The sequence below is a fragment of the Pseudomonas aestiva genome, from assembly GCF_039908605.1.
GTDB classification, from domain to species: Bacteria; Pseudomonadota; Gammaproteobacteria; order Pseudomonadales; family Pseudomonadaceae; genus Chryseomonas; species Chryseomonas aestiva.
On sequence record NZ_CP150916.1, the window covers coordinates 1231751 to 1251725 of the forward strand.

Sequence of the window (19975 nt, forward strand, 5' to 3'; positions counted from 1 at the left end):
GCAACGGTCAGGCGGGTTTCGCCCTGCGGCATGCGTCGTTCAATGAGCGCCGCCAGCGAAACGATCCCCGGCGAGGGCAGTCAACCTGTGCGCACTTCATAAACAGGAGCCCTTTTATGACCGGCCAGGGAGAATCTGCCGCTCGTCCCACCTTCAGTCCTCCGGTCTTCTGGACCTCGACCCTGCTGCTACTCGCGCTGGTGCTCTATGCCAGCCTGTTCCAGGCGAATGCCCAGTGGCTGTTCGCCGCCATTCAGGGCTGGATCATCACCAACCTGAGCTGGTTCTACATCCTCGCCGTGGCCATCATCCTCGGCACCGTGGTGTTTCTCGGCATGAGTCGCTATGGCGACATCAAGCTCGGCCCGGACCACAGCGAACCGGACTATGCCAACACCACCTGGTTCGCCATGCTGTTTTCCGCTGGCATGGGCATCGGCCTGATGTTCTTCGGCGTCGCCGAGCCGGTGATGCACTTTCTCAATCCGCCCTATGCCGATGGCCAGACGGTGGACGCCGCGCGCCAGGCCATGCGCATCACCTTCTTCCACTGGGGCCTGCACGCCTGGTCGATCTATGCCATCGTCGCTCTGATCCTGGCCTATTTCAGCTACCGCCACGGCCTGCCGCTGACCCTGAGATCGGCACTCTATCCGCTGATCGGCGAGCGCATCTACGGACCCATCGGCCATGCGGTGGACATCTTCGCCATCATCGGCACGGTGCTGGGCGTCGCCACCTCCCTGGGTTTCGGCGTGTCGCAGATCAACACCGGGCTCAATGTGCTGTTCGGCGTGCCGGTGTCCACCCCGGTGCAGATCGGCCTGATCGTCATCACCACGGCGCTGGCCACCCTCTCGGTGGTCTCGGGGCTGGACAAGGGCGTGCGGCGGCTGTCGGAGCTCAACCTGGGCCTGGCGGTGCTGTTGATGCTCACCGTGATCATCCTCGGCCCCACCGTGCTGATCCTGCAGACCTTCGTCGAGAACACCGGCGGCTATCTCAGCGAGATCGTCAGCCGCACCCTCAATCTCAACGCCTATCGACCCACCGACTGGATCGGCGGTTGGACGCTGTTCTACTGGGGTTGGTGGCTGGCCTGGTCGCCCTTCGTCGGGCTGTTCATCGCGCGCATCTCGCGCGGCCGGACCATCCGCGAATTCGTCTCCGGCGTGCTGCTGGTGCCGGCCGGCTTCACCCTGCTGTGGATGACCGTGTTCGGCAACACCGCCATTCACATGATCCTCACCGAGGGCATCACCGACCTGGCCGCCGCCGTATCCCAGGACAGCTCCCTGGCGCTGTTCGCCTTCCTGGAGCACTTCCCCTTCGCCAGCGTGATCTCGCTGATCGCCATCGTCATGGTGGTGGTGTTCTTCGTCACCTCGGCCGACTCGGGCGCCATGGTGGTGGACATGCTGGCCTCCGGCGGCCAGGACCAGACGCCGGTCTGGCAACGGGTGTTCTGGGGCGCCAGCATGGGCCTGGTGGCCATCGCGCTGCTTCTCGCGGACGGCCTCAAGGCGCTGCAGACCGCCACCATCGCCAGTGCCCTGCCGTTCACCATCGCCCTGCTGTTCAGCATGCATGGCCTGCTCAAGGCCTTGAAGCTGGACGCCACCAAACGCGGCCTGCGCCATCAGTCGCTGAGCCTCACCCCACCGACCAGTCGCACGCCGGGGGGTTGGCAGCGCCGGCTGCGCGGCCTGGCGATGTTTCCGCGGCGTAGTCACGTGGTGCGCTTCATCGGCGAGGTGGCCAAGCCGGCCTGCTTGGCGGTGGCCGAGGAATGGCGCAAGCAGGGCTATGTCTGCGGCGTGGAAGACCGCGAGGATGGCGGGGTGCGGCTGTATGTCGGTCCGGCCGAGCAGCCCCAGTTCGTCTACCAGGTAAGACCCCACGCCTACGCCATGCCCAGTTTCGTCATGGGCAGCGAGCCGGGGGAGGAGCGCAAGTACTTCCGCGCCCAGGTCTATCTGCGCGAGGGGGGGCAAGACCATGACGTCATGGGCTGGTCGCGCGAGGACGTCATCGGCGACATCCTCGACCAGTACGAACGCCACATGCATTTCCTGCATCTGGTGGGCTGAGAACCTGTCCACAATCTGCTGCGCGTCGGCCAAACTGCGTTGAAAATGCCTTCGGAATGCTCATTTACCACTCGTAAACTCCGCTTCCTCAGGCATTTTCGCCTTGTTTGTCTCTAGCTCGCGAGATCGTGAACAGGTTCTGAAACGAAAAAGCCGGGCGCAGTGCCCGGCTTTTTCATGGTGCGGCGTTTGGGTCACTTCACCCGGAAGCGCCGGACCACCGCGATCAGCTGCTCGTTGGACGACTGCACCGCCGCGGTGCTCTCGGCGGTGCGCTGCCCGCTGGTGACCAGATCGTCGACGATATGGCGTACGGCGACCATGTTCTGGTTGATCTCACCGGCCACCGCGCTCTGCTCCTCGGCGGCCGCGGCGATCTGGGTCGACAGGTCGCTGATGCGCACCACTGAACCGCTCATCTCGTCCAGGCCGTCGGTGACCTCACGGGTCTTCTCGGCGGTGCTCTGGCAACTGGTCTTGGTCACTTCCATGGCCGCGACCGCGGAACTCACGCCCTGCTGCAAGCGGCTGAGCATCTCGTTGATCTCGGCGGTGCTCTGCTGGGTGCGTCCGGCCAGGGCGCGCACCTCGTCAGCCACTACCGCGAAGCCACGCCCTTGCTCGCCGGCCCGGGCCGCCTCGATGGCGGCGTTGAGCGCCAGCAGGTTGGTCTGGCCGGCGATCTCGCCGATCACCCCAAGGACATCGTTGATGCGCTGGGCATCGCTCTGCATGGCCTGCACCTTGAGGGTGGCGTCTTCCACCTGGTCGACCAGGGCGAACACGCTGGCGGAGGCCTGTTGAACCACGGCGCGCGAGCGCTCGGCCTGGCCGTTGGCGGCCTGGGTGAGGGAGGCGGTATCGCTGGCACTGCGGGCCACGGAGTCGGAGGTGGCACTCATCTCGGTGATGGCCGTCACCGCCTGGTCGGTTTCGCTGGCATGGCGGGCCAGAATGGCACCGTTCTGCTGGGCCTGGCCGTGCAGTTGCTTGAGGCCGGTGTCGATGCGGTCGGTGGCGTCGCCCACCTCGCCGATCAGACGCTGCAGATAGCCGATGAAGCCGTTGACCGCGCCGGCCACTGCATCCACCTCGTCCTTGCCGTGCACCGGGATGCGTCGGGTCAGGTCGGCATCGCCTGCCGAGAGCGATTCGATGTTGCGTTGCAGCAGACCCAGGCGACCCATCAGCTTGCCGAGCGCCAGCACCATGATGCTCACCAGCAGCAGGACCAGCGGCAGCTGGATCGCCGCCAGGGTCTTGAGGATGCCGGTGTTGGTCGCCGCGATGAGCGAGGTGGGCAGCGCCGTGGCCAGCAGCCAGGGCGTGCCGGCCAGCGGGCGCAGGAAGAAGGTGTGCGGCGTGCCGTGCTCGTCGACATAGGTGTCGCGCACCACGGCCTCACCCTTGAGCTTGCCGAGGTTCTGCTGGATGGCGGCGACGAAGGGCGAACGGGCGGCATAGGCCGAGACGTTGTTCAGGATCTGCGAATCGCCGAGTTCGCTGAGGTTGCTGAGGATCTTGCCGTCGGCCTCGACGATCATCATGTCGGTGTCGTCGAGTTCCTTGCGCAGGCTGTCCACCAGGGGATTGAAGAAGCCCAGGGTGAGGTCGATGGTCGAGACGCCAAAGGCCTTGCCGTCGCGCTGGATGGCCATGGCGCAGTTGGTGCGCGGCTCGGCGCTGGCGGCGTCCTTGTAGGCGGCGGCCCAGACGCACTGGCCGGCGGGCCCCTTGAGGCCGGCCTGGAACCAGGGCTGCTCCCAGTAGTTGAGCGACTCGGGGGAGTTCCAGTGGGTGTTGACGATCAGCTTGCCGCCGGCATCGCGGTGATAGAAGGTGCTGAACTTGTCGCGCCCCTGCTCGCGCTGGTTGGGCAGCGGCCAGATGCCGCCGCCGAACACCTTGGCATCGCCGTACTGGTCCACCAGGCCGGGCAGTACCCGGTCGATGGCGGCGCTGTCCAGCAGCGGCACGGTCTGGGTGATGGAGCGCTGCTGCGCCTGGATCTGGTTGAGTTCGCGATAGATGCGGGTGCCCACCTCGTTGACGCGGGTCAGCACGGCGGATTCACCGGCGGCGACCAGGTCCGGGGTCACCCACAGGCGGATGCCGATGACGGTGGCCGCGAGGGTCGCGCCGATGAAGCCCAGGAAGATCAGGGTGTAGCGGGTCCGAATGGTGTTCAAGGCCATGGTGTCGCTCCTGCGGTTACAGCGTCTTTCACGCTGCGAAAGGCATCCTTGGCGGTGTTCTGAACAGGGATGTCAGAGCCTTATCGGCGTGCGATGTGTGACCTTTAGTCGCAGAGGGGTCGAGATATCAAATCGCCATTCCGGTCGTGGCGTGACCTGCTAGCCGCTTTTTAGTCAGAGGATTGCGCCGTGCAGCGATCAGGATCGCAAAAGCGTATTTCGCCCTGCCAGACGCCTGCGTGCCGGCGGACGATCACCAGGCAGGGGCCGTCTCCTGGCGCCGCGACCAGGCACTGGCCATCGGCCTGCCAGAAGGCACTGCGACCCACGCAGGCATAGCCGCCGGTGGGCGCGCCGTGGTTGGCCATGAGCACGGCCATGTTCAGCCGCCGGGCATGGTCGGCCAGTTGGGCGCTGTCGGCGGGATAGCCGGTCGGACCTATCACCGCCGAGGCCAGGTAGAGATCGGCGCCACGGGCGCGGGCGGCATCGGCATGGGCCGGGTGATTGCTGTCGGCGCAGATGGCCAGGGCGGCCTTTACGTCCCGCACCTCCAGCAAGTCCCCGCCGTTACCGGGGACGAAGGGCGGTGTCTCGCCCGGATGCAGGTATTGCTTGGTGTGGACGCGACAGCGGCCATCGGCGCCGAGGATCAGCGCACCGATCTGCAGCCCCGTCGGACCCTGGATCGGCGCCCCGACCACGGCCGTGAGCCCGGCCACGCGGCAGGCCTCGCGCAGGGGCCGCAGGCGCGCATCGGCACCGTCCAGCGTCAGCGCCGCTGCCAGGGTCGGTTCATAGCCGGTCAGGGACAGTTCCGGAAACAGCAGGAGCTCCACCCCGGCGTCGGCCGCCGCGGCGATGAAGTCGAGATGGCAGCGCAGATTGGCGGCGAGATCGCCGGCGATCGAAACGGACTGGGCGGCGGCCAGGGTAAGGGTGGGCATCGAGACTCCAGAGCAAGCGGCAGCGACCGGGCGATCCGGGCCCGTCCACCGCGGGTGTTGGGGCGTCCAGCTAGGGGGCACGATACCTCCGCGCTACCTGAATACGCTGGGTTGCCTCCCGGTTATACCGCTATCGCTACCTCTCAGTATTTGGCGCGGAAGCGCCTCGCTATAGTCGGGCCGTCTATCAATTTCAAGAATAACAGGACGGGTCATGGCGATAATCAACTATGTAACGGAGATCCGCTTCGGCGCCGGCTGTGCGGCCGAACTGGCCGAGGTCAACGCGCGGCTGGGCTTCCAGCGACCGCTGATCGTCACCGATCGGGGCGTGGTGGCAGCCGGTCTCATCGAGCAGCTGATGGCGCTCAACCCCCTGGCCGCCTACCAGGTGTTCGACGCCACCCCGGCCAATCCCACCGAGGCCGCCACCCGCGAGGGCGTCGCCTGTTTCCGCGACGCGGAATGCGACGGCATCATCGCCGTCGGCGGCGGGTCGCCCATCGACCTGGCCAAGGCCATCGCCGTGTCCGCGCGTCATCCGGGACCGCTGAAACAGTTCGCCGTCATCGAGGGCGGCCTGGCGCGCATTACCGCGGCGACGGTGCCCATCGTGGCCATTCCGACCACCGCCGGCACCGGCAGCGAGGTGGGACGTGGGGCCATCATCATTCTCGATGATGGCCGCAAGGTCGGCATCCTCTCGCCCCATGTCATCCCGCGGGTGGCCATCTGCGACCCCCTGCTGACGCTCAGCCTGCCGCCGCACCTGACCGCCGCCACGGGCATGGACGCGGTGGCCCACTGTATCGAGACCTTTCTCGCGCCCGGCTTCAATCCGCCGGCCGAGGGCATCGCCTTGGACGGCCTGCGGCGGGCCTGGCGCCATCTGGAACTGGCGTTCAACGAACCAGACAATCTGGAAGCCCGTACCCAGATGCTCAGCGCCTCGCTGCAGGGGGCGCTGGCCTTCCAGAAGGGGCTGGGCTGCGTGCACAGCCTGAGTCACTCGCTGGGTGGCATCGATCCGCGGCTGCACCATGGCACCCTCAACGCGGTCCTGCTGCCGGCCGTGGTGGCCTTCAACCGGAGCGCGGAATCGGTGATCCGCGACGAGAAACTCGAACGCCTGGCCCAGGCCATGCAACTGCCGGCGCAGCTGTCGGTGGAGCAGGCGCTGGCGCACAAGGCCGAAGCCCTGCGGCTGCCGACGGGTCTGGCGCAGATGGGCGTCGACCCGGGACTCATCCCGCGCATCGTCAGCGGCGCCCTGGCCGATCACAGCCACAAGACCAATCCCCGGGAAGCCTCGGCGGAGGACTATGCCCAACTGATCAGGGCCTCGCTCTGAAGCCCTGTCGTCCGTAGCGGAAAGCCCTTCCGCTGCAGCGTCGTCCGCCGTCCTGCCTTGCGCCCCGACTCGTGCCGGGCGGGCAATGGGCTGCGGATGACCGACGACTGCCCTGCAACACCCTCGCGACAATCACAACAATTAAAGGACGCGAAACATCATGGCCCATCCCAGTACCAGCGCATCCCCGGTGCCGTTCGATCCGCTCTATCGCAAGGTCGCCTGGCGCGTGTTGCCCCTGCTGCTGCTCGGCTACATCATCGCCTATCTCGATCGGGTCAATGTCGGCTTCGCCAAGCTCGCCATGCTCAGCGACCTCGGCCTGTCCGACGCGGCCTATGGCCTGGGCGCCGGCATCTTCTTCATCGGCTACTTCATCTTCGAAGTCCCCAGCAACCTGATGCTGCATCGCGTCGGCGCCAAGCTGTGGATCGCGCGCATCATGATCACCTGGGGCCTGGTCTCGTCGCTGATGGCCTTCACCGGGCCCATCGCCCAGTGGCTGGGCATCAGCCATGAGCTGACCTTCTACGGCCTGAGGTTCCTGCTCGGCGTCTGCGAGGCGGGCTTCTTCCCCGGGGTCATCCTCTACCTGACCTACTGGTTTCCCTCGGCGCTGCACAGCCGCATGATGGCCATCGTCATCCTCGGCAACCCGGTGTCCTTCATCTTCGGTGGTCCGCTCAGCGGCGCCATCATGTACTACATGGGCGGCAGCAGCCTGCTGGCCGGCTGGCAGTGGATGTTCGTCATCGAGGCCGTACCGGCCGTGGTGGTCGGGGTGGTGGTGCTCTGCCTGCTGGACAACGGCATCCAGGATGCCAAGTGGCTGAACGTGCAGGAAAAGGCCGAGCTCACCCGGCGCCTCGCCGTAGAGGCCGCGGAAAAGCCCCGCATCGCCCTGAAGCGCCTGTATGCCCTGCCCATCATCTGGCTGCTGACCGGCATCTACGTCCTGCTGATGCTCGGCAACTACGGCATCAATTTCTGGGTGCCGACCATCATCAGGAACGCCGGGGTGGCCTCGGTCCTGGACATCGGCCTCATCACCGCCATCCCCTATGTGTTCGGCGCGCTGACCATGGTCTGGATCACCCGTCAGGCCCAGCGCACGGGTAACCAGCGCGCCTATGGCGCCCTGATGTCGGTGCTGGCCGGTATCGGCCTGATCCTCTGCGCGGCCTTTCCCCAGCACCTCCTGCTGATGATCCTGGGGGTCGCCTTCGCCGTGGGTGGCAGCCTGAGCGCCATCGCGCTGTTCTGGGGGCTGCCCGGCGCCTTCCTGCAGGGCGCCGCGGCCGCGGCCGGCATCGCCGTCATCAACTCCTTCGGCAACCTGTGCGGCTTCGCTGGCCCCTATCTGCTGGGCCTGCTGACCACCCTGTTCGGCTCGGCGCAAGGGGGGCTGATGCTGCTCGGGGGTTGCCTGCTGGTGTGCGCGGCGCTGATGCTGTGGGTGACCCGACGCCCCGGTCAGTCGACCACCGGGCTGCTGGCCGAGTAGCCACGCCGGGATAGCCGCGCGTTTTCGAGCGGAAGCGACCGCCGTTCGCTTCCGCTTTCCTTGTCAGTGAAGAGGACGTCATGGATCTGGTCAGCGAGTTGCAAACCATCGTCGGGCGGCGCCATGTCCTGCAGGGCGACGCCGCGACCCGGCGCTTCCGCCTGGGAATCCGCTATGGCGGCGGAGCGGTGCTCACCGTGGTCCAGCCCGGCACCCTGCTGGAGATGTGGCAGGTGCTGCAGCGTTGCCACGGCGCCGGGACCATCATCATCTGTCAGGCGGCCAACACCGGTCTGACCGGCGGCTCCACTCCGGTGGCCGAGGGCTACGACCGGCCGGTGGTGCTGATCAACACCCTGCGCCTGACCCGCCTGGCTCTGCTGCGCCAGGGCGAGCAGGTGCTGTCCCAGCCAGGCGTGACCCTGAGCCAGTTGGAGACGACGCTGAAACCCCTGGGGCGCGAGCCCCATTCGGTGATCGGCTCGACCTGCATCGGCGCCTCCGTCACCGGTGGCGTCTGCAACAATTCCGGCGGCTCGCTGATCCGTCGCGGACCGGCCTTTACCCAGCTGTCGCTGTTCGCCCGCATCGACGAGGCCGGGCAACTGCAACTGGTCAACCATCTGGGCCTGGCGCTGGGCGACACCCCCGAGGAGATCCTTACCCGGCTCGACGAGGGCCGCTTCGACGACAGCGCCGTGCAGGACCCGGTCGGGGCCATGGCCTCCGATCGCGAATACGCCCGCCATGTCCGCGACGTGACCTCGGCCACCCCGGCCCGCTACAACGCCGATCCGCGGCGGCTGTACGAGGCCTCGGGCTCGGCGGGCAAGCTCGCCGTGTTCGCCCTGCGCCTGGATACCTTTGCCGCCGATCGCAATACCCGGGTGTTCTACATCGGTTCCAATCGAGCGGCTGACCTGGAAGCCATCCGCCGGCACATCCTGGTCAATTTCGCCTCTCTGCCGATTGCCGGCGAGTACATGCACCGCACGGCCTATGAGCTCAGTCGCACCTACGGCAAGGATCTGTTCCTGTTCATCCAGCGTTGCGGTGCGCAGCGGGTACCCCAGGCCTTTGCCTGGAAGACCCGCTTCGATGCCCTGAGCGAACGCCTGGGCCTGGGCGCCCAGCTCGGCGACCGACTTCTGCAACGCCTCGCCGCGCCGCTGCCCGAGCATCTGCCAGCGCGGCTCAACGCGTTCGCCGAGCGCTTCGAGCATCACCTGCTGCTCAAGATGGGCGAAGAGGGCATCGACGAGGCGCGCGCCTATCTGCAGGCCTGGCTGCCCAGCGCGGACGCGGACTTCATCGAGTGCGATGCGGAGGAGGGCAACGCCGCCTTCCTCAATCGCTTCGCGGTCGGCAATGCCATCAACCGCTACCGCGCGGTGCACCGGGACAGCGTGGAAGACATCCTCGCCCTGGATATCGCCCTGCCGCGCAACACCCAGGACTGGTTCGAGACCCTGCCGCCGGAGCTGGCGGAGCAGATCGAGGTGACCATGTATTGCGGGCACTTCTTCTGCCACGTGCTGCACCAGGAGTACCTGGTGAAGAAGGGGCACGACTGCGCGGCGCTCAAGCGGCGCCTGCTGGCCCTGCTGGATGCCCGCGGCGCCCGCTATCCGGCCGAGCACAATGTCGGCCACCTCTACGCCGCGGCGCCGGAACTGGAGCGGCACTATCGCCAGCTCGATCCGACCAACGCCTTCAATCCCGGCATCGGGCAGCTGACGCGGCGCCATCGCTGGCAGGAGGACTGCTGCGCGGAGCACTCCAGCGACGCCATCGCCGCGGCGGCGAAGGCGGCCCGAGCGGCGCCTGCGGAGACGAGTCGCACGTCCTGAACGGGAGTGCCGGGCGGCTCAGTTTTCCTGCTGGATCGCGTAGAGCGATTCCACCAGCAGCGCGAACGCCGGGTTCTGCTGAGCGCTGCGCCGCGAGACCAGCTCATAGGGTTCGCTAGGGGACCTGAGCTGCAGCGGCAGGCGACTGACCAGGCCATGCTGGCAGACATAGTCCGCCACCTCGACCGAGACCAGGGCCACCAGCCGAGGATTGCGGCTCAGCAGCGACAGGGTGGTCAGCGCCGAGGTGGTCTCGATCAGGTGCAGCGGAAACGGCAGCTGGGCTTCGAAGAACTCGTGCTCCAAGGTGCGGCGCATGGGCATGTTGGCCCGATAGACCACCCAGCGACTGTCCGATAGATCCTGCAGCTCGACCCGCTCGCGCCGGGCGGCCGGATGGGAGGCGTGGGCGATGACCGCGAGGGACTCGTCCTTGATGACCAGGGTATCGTAGCTTTCCGGCCGCTCGCTCACCGACAGGCGACAGATGGCCGCGTCCAGCCGTCCCTGGTCGATCAGACCGAGCAGGGTCGTGCTGGTGTCCTCCACCACCTCGATCGACAGCCGCGGCTGCAATTCCAGCAGCCGCGAGATGGCATGGGTGAGCAGGGGCACGGCGCCCATGATGGTGCCGATGGCCAGCTTGCCGCCCGAGCCGCTGGCGATGGCGTGCAGCTCATGGCGCAGATTGTCCAGGTCGGCCTGGATCAGCCGGGCGAAGCGAATGGCGCAGGTACCCGCCGGGGTCGGCAGCAGGCCGCGGTTGGTGCGCAGGAACAATTCCACTCCCAGGGTGGATTCCAGCTCCTTGAGCGCCTTGCTGGCGCCTGGCTGCGTGAGCCCCAGGCCTTCCGCGGCGTTGAGCAGTGAACCCTTTTCCGCCAGGGCGATGAGCAGGCGCAGCTGCTTGGCGTGCAGGCGCGACATGATGGTGTTGAGGCTGGCGAGATTTTTCATTGACTGAACGTTATACCGCAGTGGCTGCGATCACATCCTCAACAATAAACAGCGGGTACGAGGCCTGGCTCGATTCGTTGGGCTTCGGCGATAGAACCGCCTCAACCCAACCTACGGGGCTGTGTAGGTTGGGTTGAGCGCCAGCGAAGCCCAACGGACCGGCGTCAAGGCACGCATCCGGTCCCTCACCCCAACCCTCTCCCGGAGGGAGAGGGGGCGGCAAAGGTGCGAAGAGAGGCAGCGACACTGAGAGGCACGCTTTTACCCTCCCGAAGGGAGAGGTTAGCGTTCAAGGAGCGCAGGGAGGCAGGACGGTATCAGGGGGCACGCTTCTACCCCCTCTCCCTTTGGGAGAGGGTTGGGGTGAGGGATGATCCCCATTAGAGCAGTGTAAAACTCCCCTCGCGCACCCGCTCCGAATCCAGGCCGACCATCACCTTGAATTCGCCCGGTTCCGAGACCAGCTTGAGGTCGTTGTTGTAGAAGCGCAGGTCCGCCTCGGTGATGGGGAAGTCCAGCTCGCGGCTTTCGCCCGGTTGCAGCATCACCTTCTGAAAGCCCTTGAGCTCCTTGACCGGTCGCGCCAGGGAGGCGGTCACGTCGTGCAGGTAGAGCTGCACGACGGTGGCGCCGGCGCGGGTGCCGGTGTTCTCGACCGTGACCTTGGCGGTCAGGGTATCGCCCTTCTTCAGGGTGGCGCTGGACAGCTGCGGCGCCGAGACGTCGAAGGTGGTGTAGCTCAGGCCGTAACCGAAGGGGTAGAGCGGACCGTTGACGATGTCGAAGTAGCGCGAGGTGTACTTGTTCGGCTTGGCCGCGTCGAAGGGCCGACCGCTGCTCAGGTGGTTGTAGTACAGCGGCACCTGGCCCACCTCGCGGGGAAAGGTCATGGTCAGCTTGCCGGAGGGGTTGTGGTCGCCAAACAGCACATCGGCCACGGCGTTGCCGCCCTCGGTGCCGGGGAACCAGGCTTCCAGCAGCGCACTGGCCTGCTCCTGTTCCCATTCCAGCGCCAGCGGGCGGCCGTTCATCAGCACCAGCACCAGCGGCTTGCCGGTGGCCTTGAGCGCCTTGATCAGCTCGCGCTGGGTGTCGGGCACGCTGATGCGGGCGCGGCTGGAGGCCTCGTGGGCCATGCCCTGGGATTCGCCGACCACGGCCACCACCACCTCGGCCTGGCGCGCGGTGGCCACGGCTTCGGCGATCAGCTCGCTGGCGCTACGCGGATCCACCGCGACCGCCGGTTCATAGGAGTTCAGATAGGCCAGCACATCGCGGTCGTCCAGCAGGTTGGCGCCCTTGGCATAGAGCACCTTGCCCTGACCGGCCACGGCGTTTTCCAGGCCGCGGCGGATGGAGACGGCCTGGGCGGCCACGCCGGCGGCGGACCAGTTGCCCATGACGTCGCGTGGACTGTCGGCCAGCGGACCGACCACCGCCAGGGTGGCGCCCTTGCGCAGCGGCAGCACGGCCTTTTCGTTCTTCAGCAGCACCAGGCTCTCGCGGGCCACCTGGCGCGCCTCGGCGCGGTGCAGGCGCGATTCGGCGTTGGTGTCGACCGGATCCTGGCCCTGCAGGCGGCGATAGGGATCGTCGAACAGGCCCAGGCGGTACTTGGTCAGCAGCATGTCGCGCACGGCCTGATCGATCTCGGCCTGGGTCACCTTGCCGGCGGCCAGCAGGGCGGGCAGCTGCTTGCCATAGACGTCGTCGTGCATGTTCAGCTCGACGCCGGCCTTGAGCGCCTGTTCGGCGGCGTCGCGGGTATCCCTGGCCACGCCGTGCAGCACCAGTTCGTTGATGGCGCCGTGATCGCTGATCAACAGGCCCTGGTAGTTCCAGTCCTTGCGCAAGAGGTCCTGCAGCAGCCAGCGATTGGCCGTGGCCGGCACGCCATTGATGCTGTTCAGCGCCACCATCACCGCGCCGGCTCCGGCCTCGGCGGCGGCGCGATAGGGCGGCAGGTAGTCCTGCATGAGCCGCTGCGGACTCATGTCGACGTTGCTGTAGTCACGTCCGGCTTCCACGGCGCCATAGCCGCCGAAGTGCTTGATGCTGGCCATCAGGCTGTCGGGGGCGCGCAGGTCGTCGCCCTGGTAGGCGTGCACCAGGGTGGCGCCGATGCGCGAGGTCAGCCAGGTGTCTTCGCCGAAGGTTTCCGAGGCACGGCCCCAGCGCGGTTCGCGGGTGACGTCGACGGTGGGGGAAAAGGTCAGGTCGAGGCCATCGGCTGCCGCTTCCAGGGCGGAGATGCGCCCGCTGGTGGCGATGGCGTCGAGATTCCAGGTGCTGGCCAGGCCCAGGTTGATGGGGAAGATGGTGCGCATGCCGTGGATGACGTCATAGGCATAGAACAGCGGAATCTTCAGCCGGCTGTGCACGACCTGGTCCTGCATCTGGCGGATGTCGGGGCGGGTCACGGTGTTGAACATGGCGCCCACCTTGCCGGCGCGGATGTCCGCCATGATGGCTTCCTTGGGATAGTCCGGCCCGACGCTCACCAGGTTGAGCTGGCCGATCTTTTCCTCCAGGGTCATCTTCGCCAGCAGGGCGTCGACATAGGCGCGCGCCGGATCCTGGTTCTGCGCCGGGGCGAGGGTGGCGCTGACCGCCAGTCCCAGGCCGAGCATGAGTGCGGTGAGGCGTGGTGCGTTCAACATCGTCCCCAATTCCCTGTGCGTACTTTCTCGTTGTTCTTGAGCACCCTTGTGCCGAGGGGATTGTACAGCCGCGACGCCGGGAAGCGGAGCCGTTGACGGCCGGCGGCAAGGCCGGTCGTCAGGGGCGTGGGAGCGGGGGGCGAAGAGCTAGAAACGCGGCTTGCGGGTTTCCCAGTCCGGCTGGTACTTGCGCATCTGGCGCACGTCGTCGCGGCTGCGGATGTCGATGGCGAGGAATTGCTCGTGCAGCTTGGCGAGTTGGTCCTGATCCAGCTCCACACCCAGGCCGGGGGCGTCGCTGATCGCCACGCAGCCATTGCGGATCGGCAGCTTGCCGCCCTGGATGACCTCTTCGTCCTCTTCCTGCCAGGGATAGTGGGTGTCGCAGGCATAGGCCAGGTTGGGTACCGCGGCGGCCACGTGGGTCATGGCCATGAGGCTGATGCCCAGGTGCGAGTTGGAGTGCATGGAGACGCCCAGGCCGAAGGTGTCGCACATCCGCGCGAGGATCTGGGTGTCCCTGAGGCCGCCCCAGTAGTGGTGGTCGGCGAGCACGATCTGCACGCTGTTCTGGGCCACGCTGCGGCGGAATTCGTCGAAGTCGGTGACCACCATGTTGGTGGCCAGGGGGATGCCGGTGCGCCGGTGCAATTCGGCCATGCCGTCGAGGCCCGGGGTCGGATCCTCGTAGTACTGCAGGTCGTCCTTCAGCACCTCGGCGATGCGCAGGGACGTTTCCAGCGACCAGTTGCCGTTGGGGTCGATACGCAACGGTGCCTCGGGAAAGGCCTGGCGCAGCGCCTTGATGCAGGCCGCTTCGTGATCCGGGCCAAGCAGAGTGCCGGCCTTGAGCTTGATGCTCTGGAAGCCGTTCTCCTCGATCACCCGCGCCGCCTGGGCCACCACCTGCTCGGGGCTGATGGCTTCGCCCCAGCGATCGGGCTTGTAGGGCGCATCGATATGCTCGGCGTACTTGAGGAACAGGTAGGCGCTGAAGGGTACCTCGCGGCGGACCGCACCGCCCAGCAGCTCGACCAGGGGAATGCCCAGGGAGCGTGCCTGCAGATCGAGGAAGGCCACTTCGAAGGCGGAATAGGCGTTGGCCACCTGCTTGCTCGGATGGGAGCCGGGTGCCAGCTCGGCACCGGCCACCACGCCACCGGCGAGGCTGGCGGCGGTCGTCACCACCCGCGCACGCAGACCATTGAGGTCCCAGGCGGAGAGGCCGACCAGGCTGCTTTCCATGGCCTTGAGTACCGCCAGCACCGGGGCGTCGCCATAGCTCTCGCCGAGACCGATGTGGCCGTTGTCGCTCTCCACCTCAATGATGGATCTCAGCGCATAGGGTTCGTGGATGCCGCTGGCGTTGAGCAGCGGGGCATCGCGAAAGGCGATGGGGGTGACGGTGATCCGTTTGATCTTCACGCTCAGACTCCTGGACTTGTCATTGTGGTGGTCTTTGTCAGTCATCGTATGACTAGCGGTCGGGATCTTCAACCGAAAGAAGTGCCAAGGTCCTGATGGCATGACCGCATATCGCATCGGGGTTGCCCGCTCCGGTCGGGGCTGGATAAATAGCCAGCCGCCACCTCATTCGTCCGTTTCGCATGAAAGCTCCGCTCGAAGATCCCTTCTACTATCTGCACAACTTCCAGCGGGTACTGGACTGGGTCGCCCTGCGCTATCCCGACCTGCTCGACGACCGCGAGCAGGCCTTCATCGCCGCCTTCGCCGACCTGCCGCAGCCTTCGCGGGCCCTGCTGGTGCGGCTGGTGATGCGCAAGGGCGAGGTGTTCCGCGCCAGCAAGCTGGTCTATGGCGAGATCGGCTGCCCCCGCGCCGCGGCGACCCCCCTGGTGGGGCTCGGCTGGCTGCTGGCCGATCCGGAATTGCACCTGATCGAACTCTTCGCCCTGCTGCGCAAGGAAGAACTGCTCGGCTGTTTCGGCGCCCGCCTGCCCAAGGCCGGCCGCAAGGAAGACTGGCTGGCGCGCCTGGAAGCCGAGCAGGCCACGCCCCTGGCCTTCAGCGGCTGGGCCGGCACCGTGCCCGAGCTGGTGGAGGAGGGCGTCTGGCGGCTGACGCTGATGGATCTCTGCGATCGCTTGCGTCTGCTGTTCTTTGGCAACCTGCACCAGGACTGGACCGACTTCGTGCTGGCCGACCTGGGGATCTTCCAGTACGAGACGGTGGCCTTCAGCGCCGAATCCCGCGCCTTCGGCCAGCGCCAGGAGGTGGATGCCTATCTGCACATCCAGCGCTGCCGGCAGGCGCTACGCGACGGGCTGCCGGCCGCCGAGCTGCTGCCGTTGCTGCCCGCCGAGCGCTTCGCCAACACCTGGCTGGAGTTGCGTCGCGGCAAGCTGCTCCACGAACTGGCGCAGCACCACGAACGCCTCGGCGAACTGGCCCAGGCGCAGGCGCTCTACGCCGCCTCGGCGCATCCCGAGTCGCGCATCCGCGCCCTGCGCATGCTCGAACGGCTGGAGGACTGGTCCGCCGCCCAGGCGCTGGCGGAAGCCATCGTCGCCGCGCCGGCCCATGACGCCGAGCGCCAGCAGGTGGCGCGCATCCTGCCGCGGCTGGTGCGCAAGCAGGGTGGGCCGCCCAACAGGCGCCGCCCGGCCAGTCCGGTGGAGCGGCTCGATTTCGAACTGGTCAACGACGGCCTGCGCCGGGTCGAGTGGCTGGTGCGCGAGCACCTGGGCCGCGACGAGGCGCCGGTGCACTATGTGGAAAACACCCTGCTCACCAGCCTGTTCGGGCTGCTGTGCTGGGACGCCATCTTCCTCGCCATCCCCGGCGCCTTCTTCCACCCCTATCAGCGCGAGCCCGCCGATCTGCGCCTGCCGGGCTTTCGCGAGCGACGGGCCGAGGCCTTCGCCGCCTGCCTGGCGCGGCTGGACGACGGCTCCTATCCAGCGGTGATCCGCGAGCGCTTCGCCAGCAAGCGCGGCCTGGCCTCGCCCTTCGTCGCCTGGGGCATCCTCGGCAGCGAACTGCTCGACCAGGCCCTGGCCTGCCTGCCGGCGCGACACCTGCGGCTGTGCTTCGAACGGCTGCTGGAGGATCCGGAAAACAATCGTACCGGCTTGCCCGACCTGATCCAGTTCTGGCCGGCGGACGGCCGCTACCGGATGATCGAGGTCAAGGGCCCCGGCGATCGCCTGCAGGACAACCAGCGCCGCTGGCTGGACTTCTTCGCCGCCCATGACATCCCGGTCAGCGTCTGCCACGTGCAGTGGCAGGTGGCCGCGACCTCCGCATGAGCTATCGCATCGCCGTTCGCGCCCTCTGCGAATTCACCGCCAAGGCCGGCGACCTGGATCTCAGGTTCACCCCGTCGCCCACCGCCCTGGAAGGCATCGAGGGCCACCAGCGGGTGGCGGCGCGGCGCGGTCCCGGCTATGAGTGCGAGGTCAGCCTGCAGGGCGATTTCGAGGATCTGCAGGTGCGTGGTCGCGCCGACGGCTTCGATGCCGCCGCCAATCGCCTGGAAGAGATCAAGACCCACAGGGGCAGCCTGGAACGCCAGCCGGGCAACCATCGCCACCTGCACTTGGCCCAGGCCAAGGTCTATGGGCATCTGCTCTGCCAGAGCCGCGCGCTGGCGGAGCTGACCCTGGCGCTGGTCTATTTCGATATCGGCACGGGCGCCGAGACCGTCTTCACCGAGCAGTGGACGGCCGCGGACCTGGCCGCGCATTTCGAGCTGCAGTGTTCGCGCTTTCTCGCCTGGGCGCGCCAGGAACTGGCCCATCGCGCCGCGCGCGACACGGCGCTGGCGACCCTGGCCTTTCCCCATCCCGACTTTCGCCACGGCCAGCGGCCCCTGGCGGAGGCCGTCTACAAGGCCGCCAGCGTTGGCTGCTGCCTACTGGCCCAGGCGCCCACCGGCATCGGCAAGACGGTGGGCACCCTGTTCCCGCTGCTCAAGGCCATGCCGCGGCAGAACCTGGACCGGCTGTTCTTCCTGGCCGCCAAGACCCCTGGCCGCGCCCTGGCCCTGCACGGTCTCGATACCCTGGACGCGCCGGTGCGGGTGCTGGAGCTGGTGGCGCGGGACAAGGCCTGCGAGCACCCGGAGCTGGCCTGTCATGGCGAGTCCTGTCCGCTGGCCCGTGGCTTCTATGACCGGCTGCCGGCCGCGCGCGCCGCGGCCCTGGCCGAACCCACGCAACTGACCCGGGCACGGGTGCGGGAGACGGCCCTGGCCCATCAGGTCTGCCCCTACTACCTGGCCCAGGAACTGGCGCGCTGGAGCGACGTGGTGGTGGGCGACTACAACTACTATTTCGACGGCAGCGCCATGCTTCATGCCCTGGCCCAGACCCAGGAGTGGCGGGTCGGGGTGCTGGTGGACGAAGCCCACAACCTGCTCGACCGCGCCCGTGGCATGTACAGCGCCAGTCTCGACCAGCGTCGCCTGGCGTCTGGCAAGGCGGTGGCGCCGCCGGCCATCGCCAAGGGCCTGCAGACGCTCAATCGCGAATGGAATCGCCTGCACAAGGAACAGCAGGTCGACTACCAGGTGCAGGCGGAATTGCCCGCTGCCTTCCTGACCGCCCTGCAACGGGTGGTGGGTCTGCTCACCGAGCATTTCGGCGAATCCGGGCAGCCACCGGCGCCGGAGCTGCAGACGCTGTTCTTCGACCTGCTGCAGTTCATGCGCCTGGGCGAGACCTTTGGCGATCACTCGCTGTTCGACGTCACCCTGCTCAAGGGCCGCGGCAAGGCGCAGTCGCAACTCAATCTGCGCAACCTGGTGCCGGCGCCCTTCGTCGGTCCGCGGCTGGCGGCGGCGCACAGCTGCACCCTGTTCTCGGCCACCCTGATTCCCCAGCATTTTCACCGCGACCTGCTCGGGGTCCCGGCCGGCAGTGCCTGGGTCGATGTCGCCTCTCCCTTCGCCGCCGAGCAGCTGGAGGTGCGCCTGGTGCGGCTCTCCACCCGCTACGCCGACCGCGCCGCCTCCCGCGCACCCATCGCCGCCCTGATCGCCAGTCGCTATCGCCAGCGACCGGGCAACTACCTGGCCTTCTTCAGCAGCTTCGACTACCTCGACCAGGTGGCCGAGGCCCTCGCCGAACTGGCGCCCGACGTGCCCCAGTGGCGCCAGTCCCGCGGCATGGACGAGGCCGCCCGCCAGGCCTTTCTCGAGCGTTTCCAGGCCGACGGCCGCGGCATCGGCTTCGCCGTGCTCGGTGGCAGCTTTGGCGAGGGTATCGACCTGCCCGGCGACCGCCTGATCGGCGCCTTCGTCGCCACCCTGGGCCTGCCCCAGCTCAATCCGGTCAACGAACAGCTGCGCCAGCGCCTGCAGTGGCGCTTCGGCGACGGCTATCGCTACGCCTACCTCTATCCGGGCCTGCAAAAGGTCATCCAGGCCGCCGGCCGGGTGATCCGCACCGTGCAGGACCGCGGCTGCCTCTACCTCATCGACGACCGATTCACCCAGCCCGAGGTCAGGGCGCTGCTGCCGACCTGGTGGCAGGTGGAGGAGGGCGCGGTGCCCACGGGCGAACCTGCGCCCGCTTGAAGGCTACCGTGGTCATGGCCGCCCGCCGATGCAACTGATCCTATGGCACTCCGGTGTTTTGTTGATCGCGGCCATGGGCCGCTCCTACGATTACATCGAGCCTGTAGGAGCAACTGCCTTAGCCGTTATAGGGGTGCACAAGTTGTAGAGCCGTAGCGTGGAAACCGGCGCAGCCTTTTCCACTGGGGACTTCGTGGCGAGGGCGCCCTCACCCCAACCCTCTCCCGAGGGGAGAGGGAGCCATCCACGCAGGCGGTCATCTCCATCATCGGGCCTGTAGGAGCGGCCCATGGCCGCGATCACCGTACAGCCGTTGCTTAGGCCTCCGGCGTCTCCTCGCAAAACCTCAATCTGTTGCCAAAGGGATCGGCGATCTCCATCACCAGGCCCCAGGGCAAGGCCTCGATGCCCGGGCGGGCGAAGCCATAGTTCCTGGCCAGCAACTCGGCCTGGAAGGCGCGGATGCCGGTCATTCGGACGAAGACCGTCGAGCCCGGGCAGGCGTCGCCGTGGTGACCGGACAGGTGCAGGCGCAGGCCGGCGCGCTCGACTTCGGCGTAGAGCGGCAATCCCGGCTCGAAGCGATGCTCCCAGACCAGGCGGAAACCCAGGAAGTGGCAGTAGAATTCACGCGCCTTTTCGTCATCGAAGATGCGCAGGATGGGGCTGGGTTGCCCGAAGGTGATGGCGGCATTGGCCATGAGCGGTCTCCAGGGGCGCGAGAGGAATGTCGATGATGCCCATTCCACCGCGTCCGGCAACCCGAAGTGTGATCCGGAAAGCTTTGGTAACCGCTCTGGCAGGCCAGAGCGTGCGCTAGGCGGCAGTTCACCGGTGCGATGGCGAACCTATCCGGGTATCGTGCATTCTTTTCCTTTCTGG

At 67.2% G+C, this 19975-nt stretch carries 12 protein-coding genes; 6 read left to right on the forward strand and 6 right to left on the reverse strand.

Going from position 1 to position 19975, the window contains the following annotated elements; translation table 11 throughout:
- The first annotated feature begins 116 nt into the window (after positions 1-116).
- The gene (locus AABM56_RS05715; RefSeq protein WP_133859933.1) at positions 117-2090 is read left to right on the forward strand and encodes a choline BCCT transporter BetT; all 1974 of its coding nucleotides are present in this window, start codon (positions 117-119) and stop codon (positions 2088-2090) included.
- A gap of 194 nt (positions 2091-2284) precedes the next feature.
- On the opposite strand, the gene AABM56_RS05720 is transcribed toward AABM56_RS05715, so the two are convergent.
- Together AABM56_RS05720 and AABM56_RS05725 are read right to left on the reverse strand one after the other, a co-directional pair.
- On the reverse strand, positions 2285-4285 hold the full coding sequence (locus AABM56_RS05720) for a methyl-accepting chemotaxis protein (protein ID WP_133859932.1): 2001 nt from the start codon (positions 4283-4285) through the stop codon (positions 2285-2287).
- Positions 4286-4455: 170 nt separating this feature from the next.
- Complete coding sequence (locus AABM56_RS05725) at positions 4456-5232, reverse strand: carbon-nitrogen hydrolase family protein (protein WP_133859931.1); 777 nt, start codon at positions 5230-5232, stop codon at positions 4456-4458.
- 214 nt (positions 5233-5446) lie between these two features.
- Here AABM56_RS05725 and AABM56_RS05730 point away from each other — a divergent pair, with 214 nt between their 5' ends.
- The 3 genes from AABM56_RS05730 to dld all read left to right on the forward strand — a co-directional run bounded on the left by AABM56_RS05730 (position 5447) and on the right by dld (position 9937).
- Entirely contained in the window at positions 5447-6583 is a 1137-nt protein-coding gene (locus AABM56_RS05730; protein ID WP_133859930.1) for an iron-containing alcohol dehydrogenase, read from the forward strand.
- A 160-nt stretch (positions 6584-6743) separates the two neighbouring features.
- Positions 6744-8087 carry an MFS transporter gene (locus AABM56_RS05735; protein ID WP_347883899.1) on the forward strand — a complete coding sequence of 448 codons (1344 nt, stop codon included), beginning with the start codon at positions 6744-6746 and terminating at the stop codon, positions 8085-8087.
- Between the two features lie 80 nt (positions 8088-8167).
- Complete coding sequence (gene dld / locus AABM56_RS05740; RefSeq protein WP_133859928.1) at positions 8168-9937, forward strand: D-lactate dehydrogenase; 1770 nt, start codon at positions 8168-8170, stop codon at positions 9935-9937.
- Positions 9938-9955: 18 nt separating this feature from the next.
- Here the strand turns inward: dld and AABM56_RS05745 are convergent, their stop codons facing one another.
- The 3 genes from AABM56_RS05745 to AABM56_RS05755 form a co-directional block, all read right to left on the reverse strand.
- Positions 9956-10894 carry a LysR family transcriptional regulator gene (locus tag AABM56_RS05745; RefSeq protein WP_133859927.1) on the reverse strand — a complete coding sequence of 313 codons (939 nt, stop codon included), beginning with the start codon at positions 10892-10894 and terminating at the stop codon, positions 9956-9958.
- A 380-nt stretch (positions 10895-11274) separates the two neighbouring features.
- Positions 11275-13554 carry a beta-glucosidase BglX gene (bglX, locus tag AABM56_RS05750; RefSeq protein ID WP_133859926.1) on the reverse strand — a complete coding sequence of 760 codons (2280 nt, stop codon included), beginning with the start codon at positions 13552-13554 and terminating at the stop codon, positions 11275-11277.
- A gap of 147 nt (positions 13555-13701) precedes the next feature.
- Positions 13702-14979 carry a glucarate dehydratase family protein gene (locus AABM56_RS05755; protein WP_133859925.1) on the reverse strand — a complete coding sequence of 426 codons (1278 nt, stop codon included), beginning with the start codon at positions 14977-14979 and terminating at the stop codon, positions 13702-13704.
- Between the two features lie 182 nt (positions 14980-15161).
- Here AABM56_RS05755 and AABM56_RS05760 point away from each other — a divergent pair, with 182 nt between their 5' ends.
- Both AABM56_RS05760 and AABM56_RS05765 read left to right on the forward strand, forming a co-directional pair.
- Positions 15162-16823: a VRR-NUC domain-containing protein gene (locus AABM56_RS05760; protein WP_187978631.1), complete on the forward strand. Its 1662-nt coding sequence runs from the start codon at positions 15162-15164 to the stop codon at positions 16821-16823.
- Positions 16820-19093 carry an ATP-dependent DNA helicase gene (locus AABM56_RS05765; protein WP_133859923.1) on the forward strand — a complete coding sequence of 758 codons (2274 nt, stop codon included), beginning with the start codon at positions 16820-16822 and terminating at the stop codon, positions 19091-19093. The genes AABM56_RS05760 and AABM56_RS05765 overlap by 4 nt, the downstream gene beginning before the upstream one ends.
- A 317-nt stretch (positions 19094-19410) precedes the next feature.
- Here AABM56_RS05765 and AABM56_RS05770 read toward each other — a convergent pair whose 3' ends face one another.
- Complete coding sequence (locus tag AABM56_RS05770) at positions 19411-19794, reverse strand: glyoxalase superfamily protein (protein WP_133859922.1); 384 nt, start codon at positions 19792-19794, stop codon at positions 19411-19413.
- Positions 19795-19975: the final 181 nt, after the last annotated feature.

Coding starts and splice junctions, on each gene's coding strand:
- bglX (WP_133859926.1), bottom strand. CDS start 13,554: ATGTTGAACGCACCACGCCTCACCGCACTCATGCTCGGCCTGGGACTG.
- AABM56_RS05735 (WP_347883899.1), top strand. CDS start 6,744: ATGGCCCATCCCAGTACCAGCGCATCCCCGGTGCCGTTCGATCCGCTC.
- AABM56_RS05745 (WP_133859927.1), bottom strand. CDS start 10,894: ATGAAAAATCTCGCCAGCCTCAACACCATCATGTCGCGCCTGCACGCC.
- AABM56_RS05760 (WP_187978631.1), top strand. CDS start 15,162: ATGAAAGCTCCGCTCGAAGATCCCTTCTACTATCTGCACAACTTCCAG.
- AABM56_RS05770 (WP_133859922.1), bottom strand. CDS start 19,794: ATGGCCAATGCCGCCATCACCTTCGGGCAACCCAGCCCCATCCTGCGC.
- dld (WP_133859928.1), top strand. CDS start 8,168: ATGGATCTGGTCAGCGAGTTGCAAACCATCGTCGGGCGGCGCCATGTC.
- AABM56_RS05725 (WP_133859931.1), bottom strand. CDS start 5,232: ATGCCCACCCTTACCCTGGCCGCCGCCCAGTCCGTTTCGATCGCCGGC.
- AABM56_RS05720 (WP_133859932.1), bottom strand. CDS start 4,285: ATGGCCTTGAACACCATTCGGACCCGCTACACCCTGATCTTCCTGGGC.
- AABM56_RS05765 (WP_133859923.1), top strand. CDS start 16,820: ATGAGCTATCGCATCGCCGTTCGCGCCCTCTGCGAATTCACCGCCAAG.
- AABM56_RS05730 (WP_133859930.1), top strand. CDS start 5,447: ATGGCGATAATCAACTATGTAACGGAGATCCGCTTCGGCGCCGGCTGT.
- AABM56_RS05715 (WP_133859933.1), top strand. CDS start 117: ATGACCGGCCAGGGAGAATCTGCCGCTCGTCCCACCTTCAGTCCTCCG.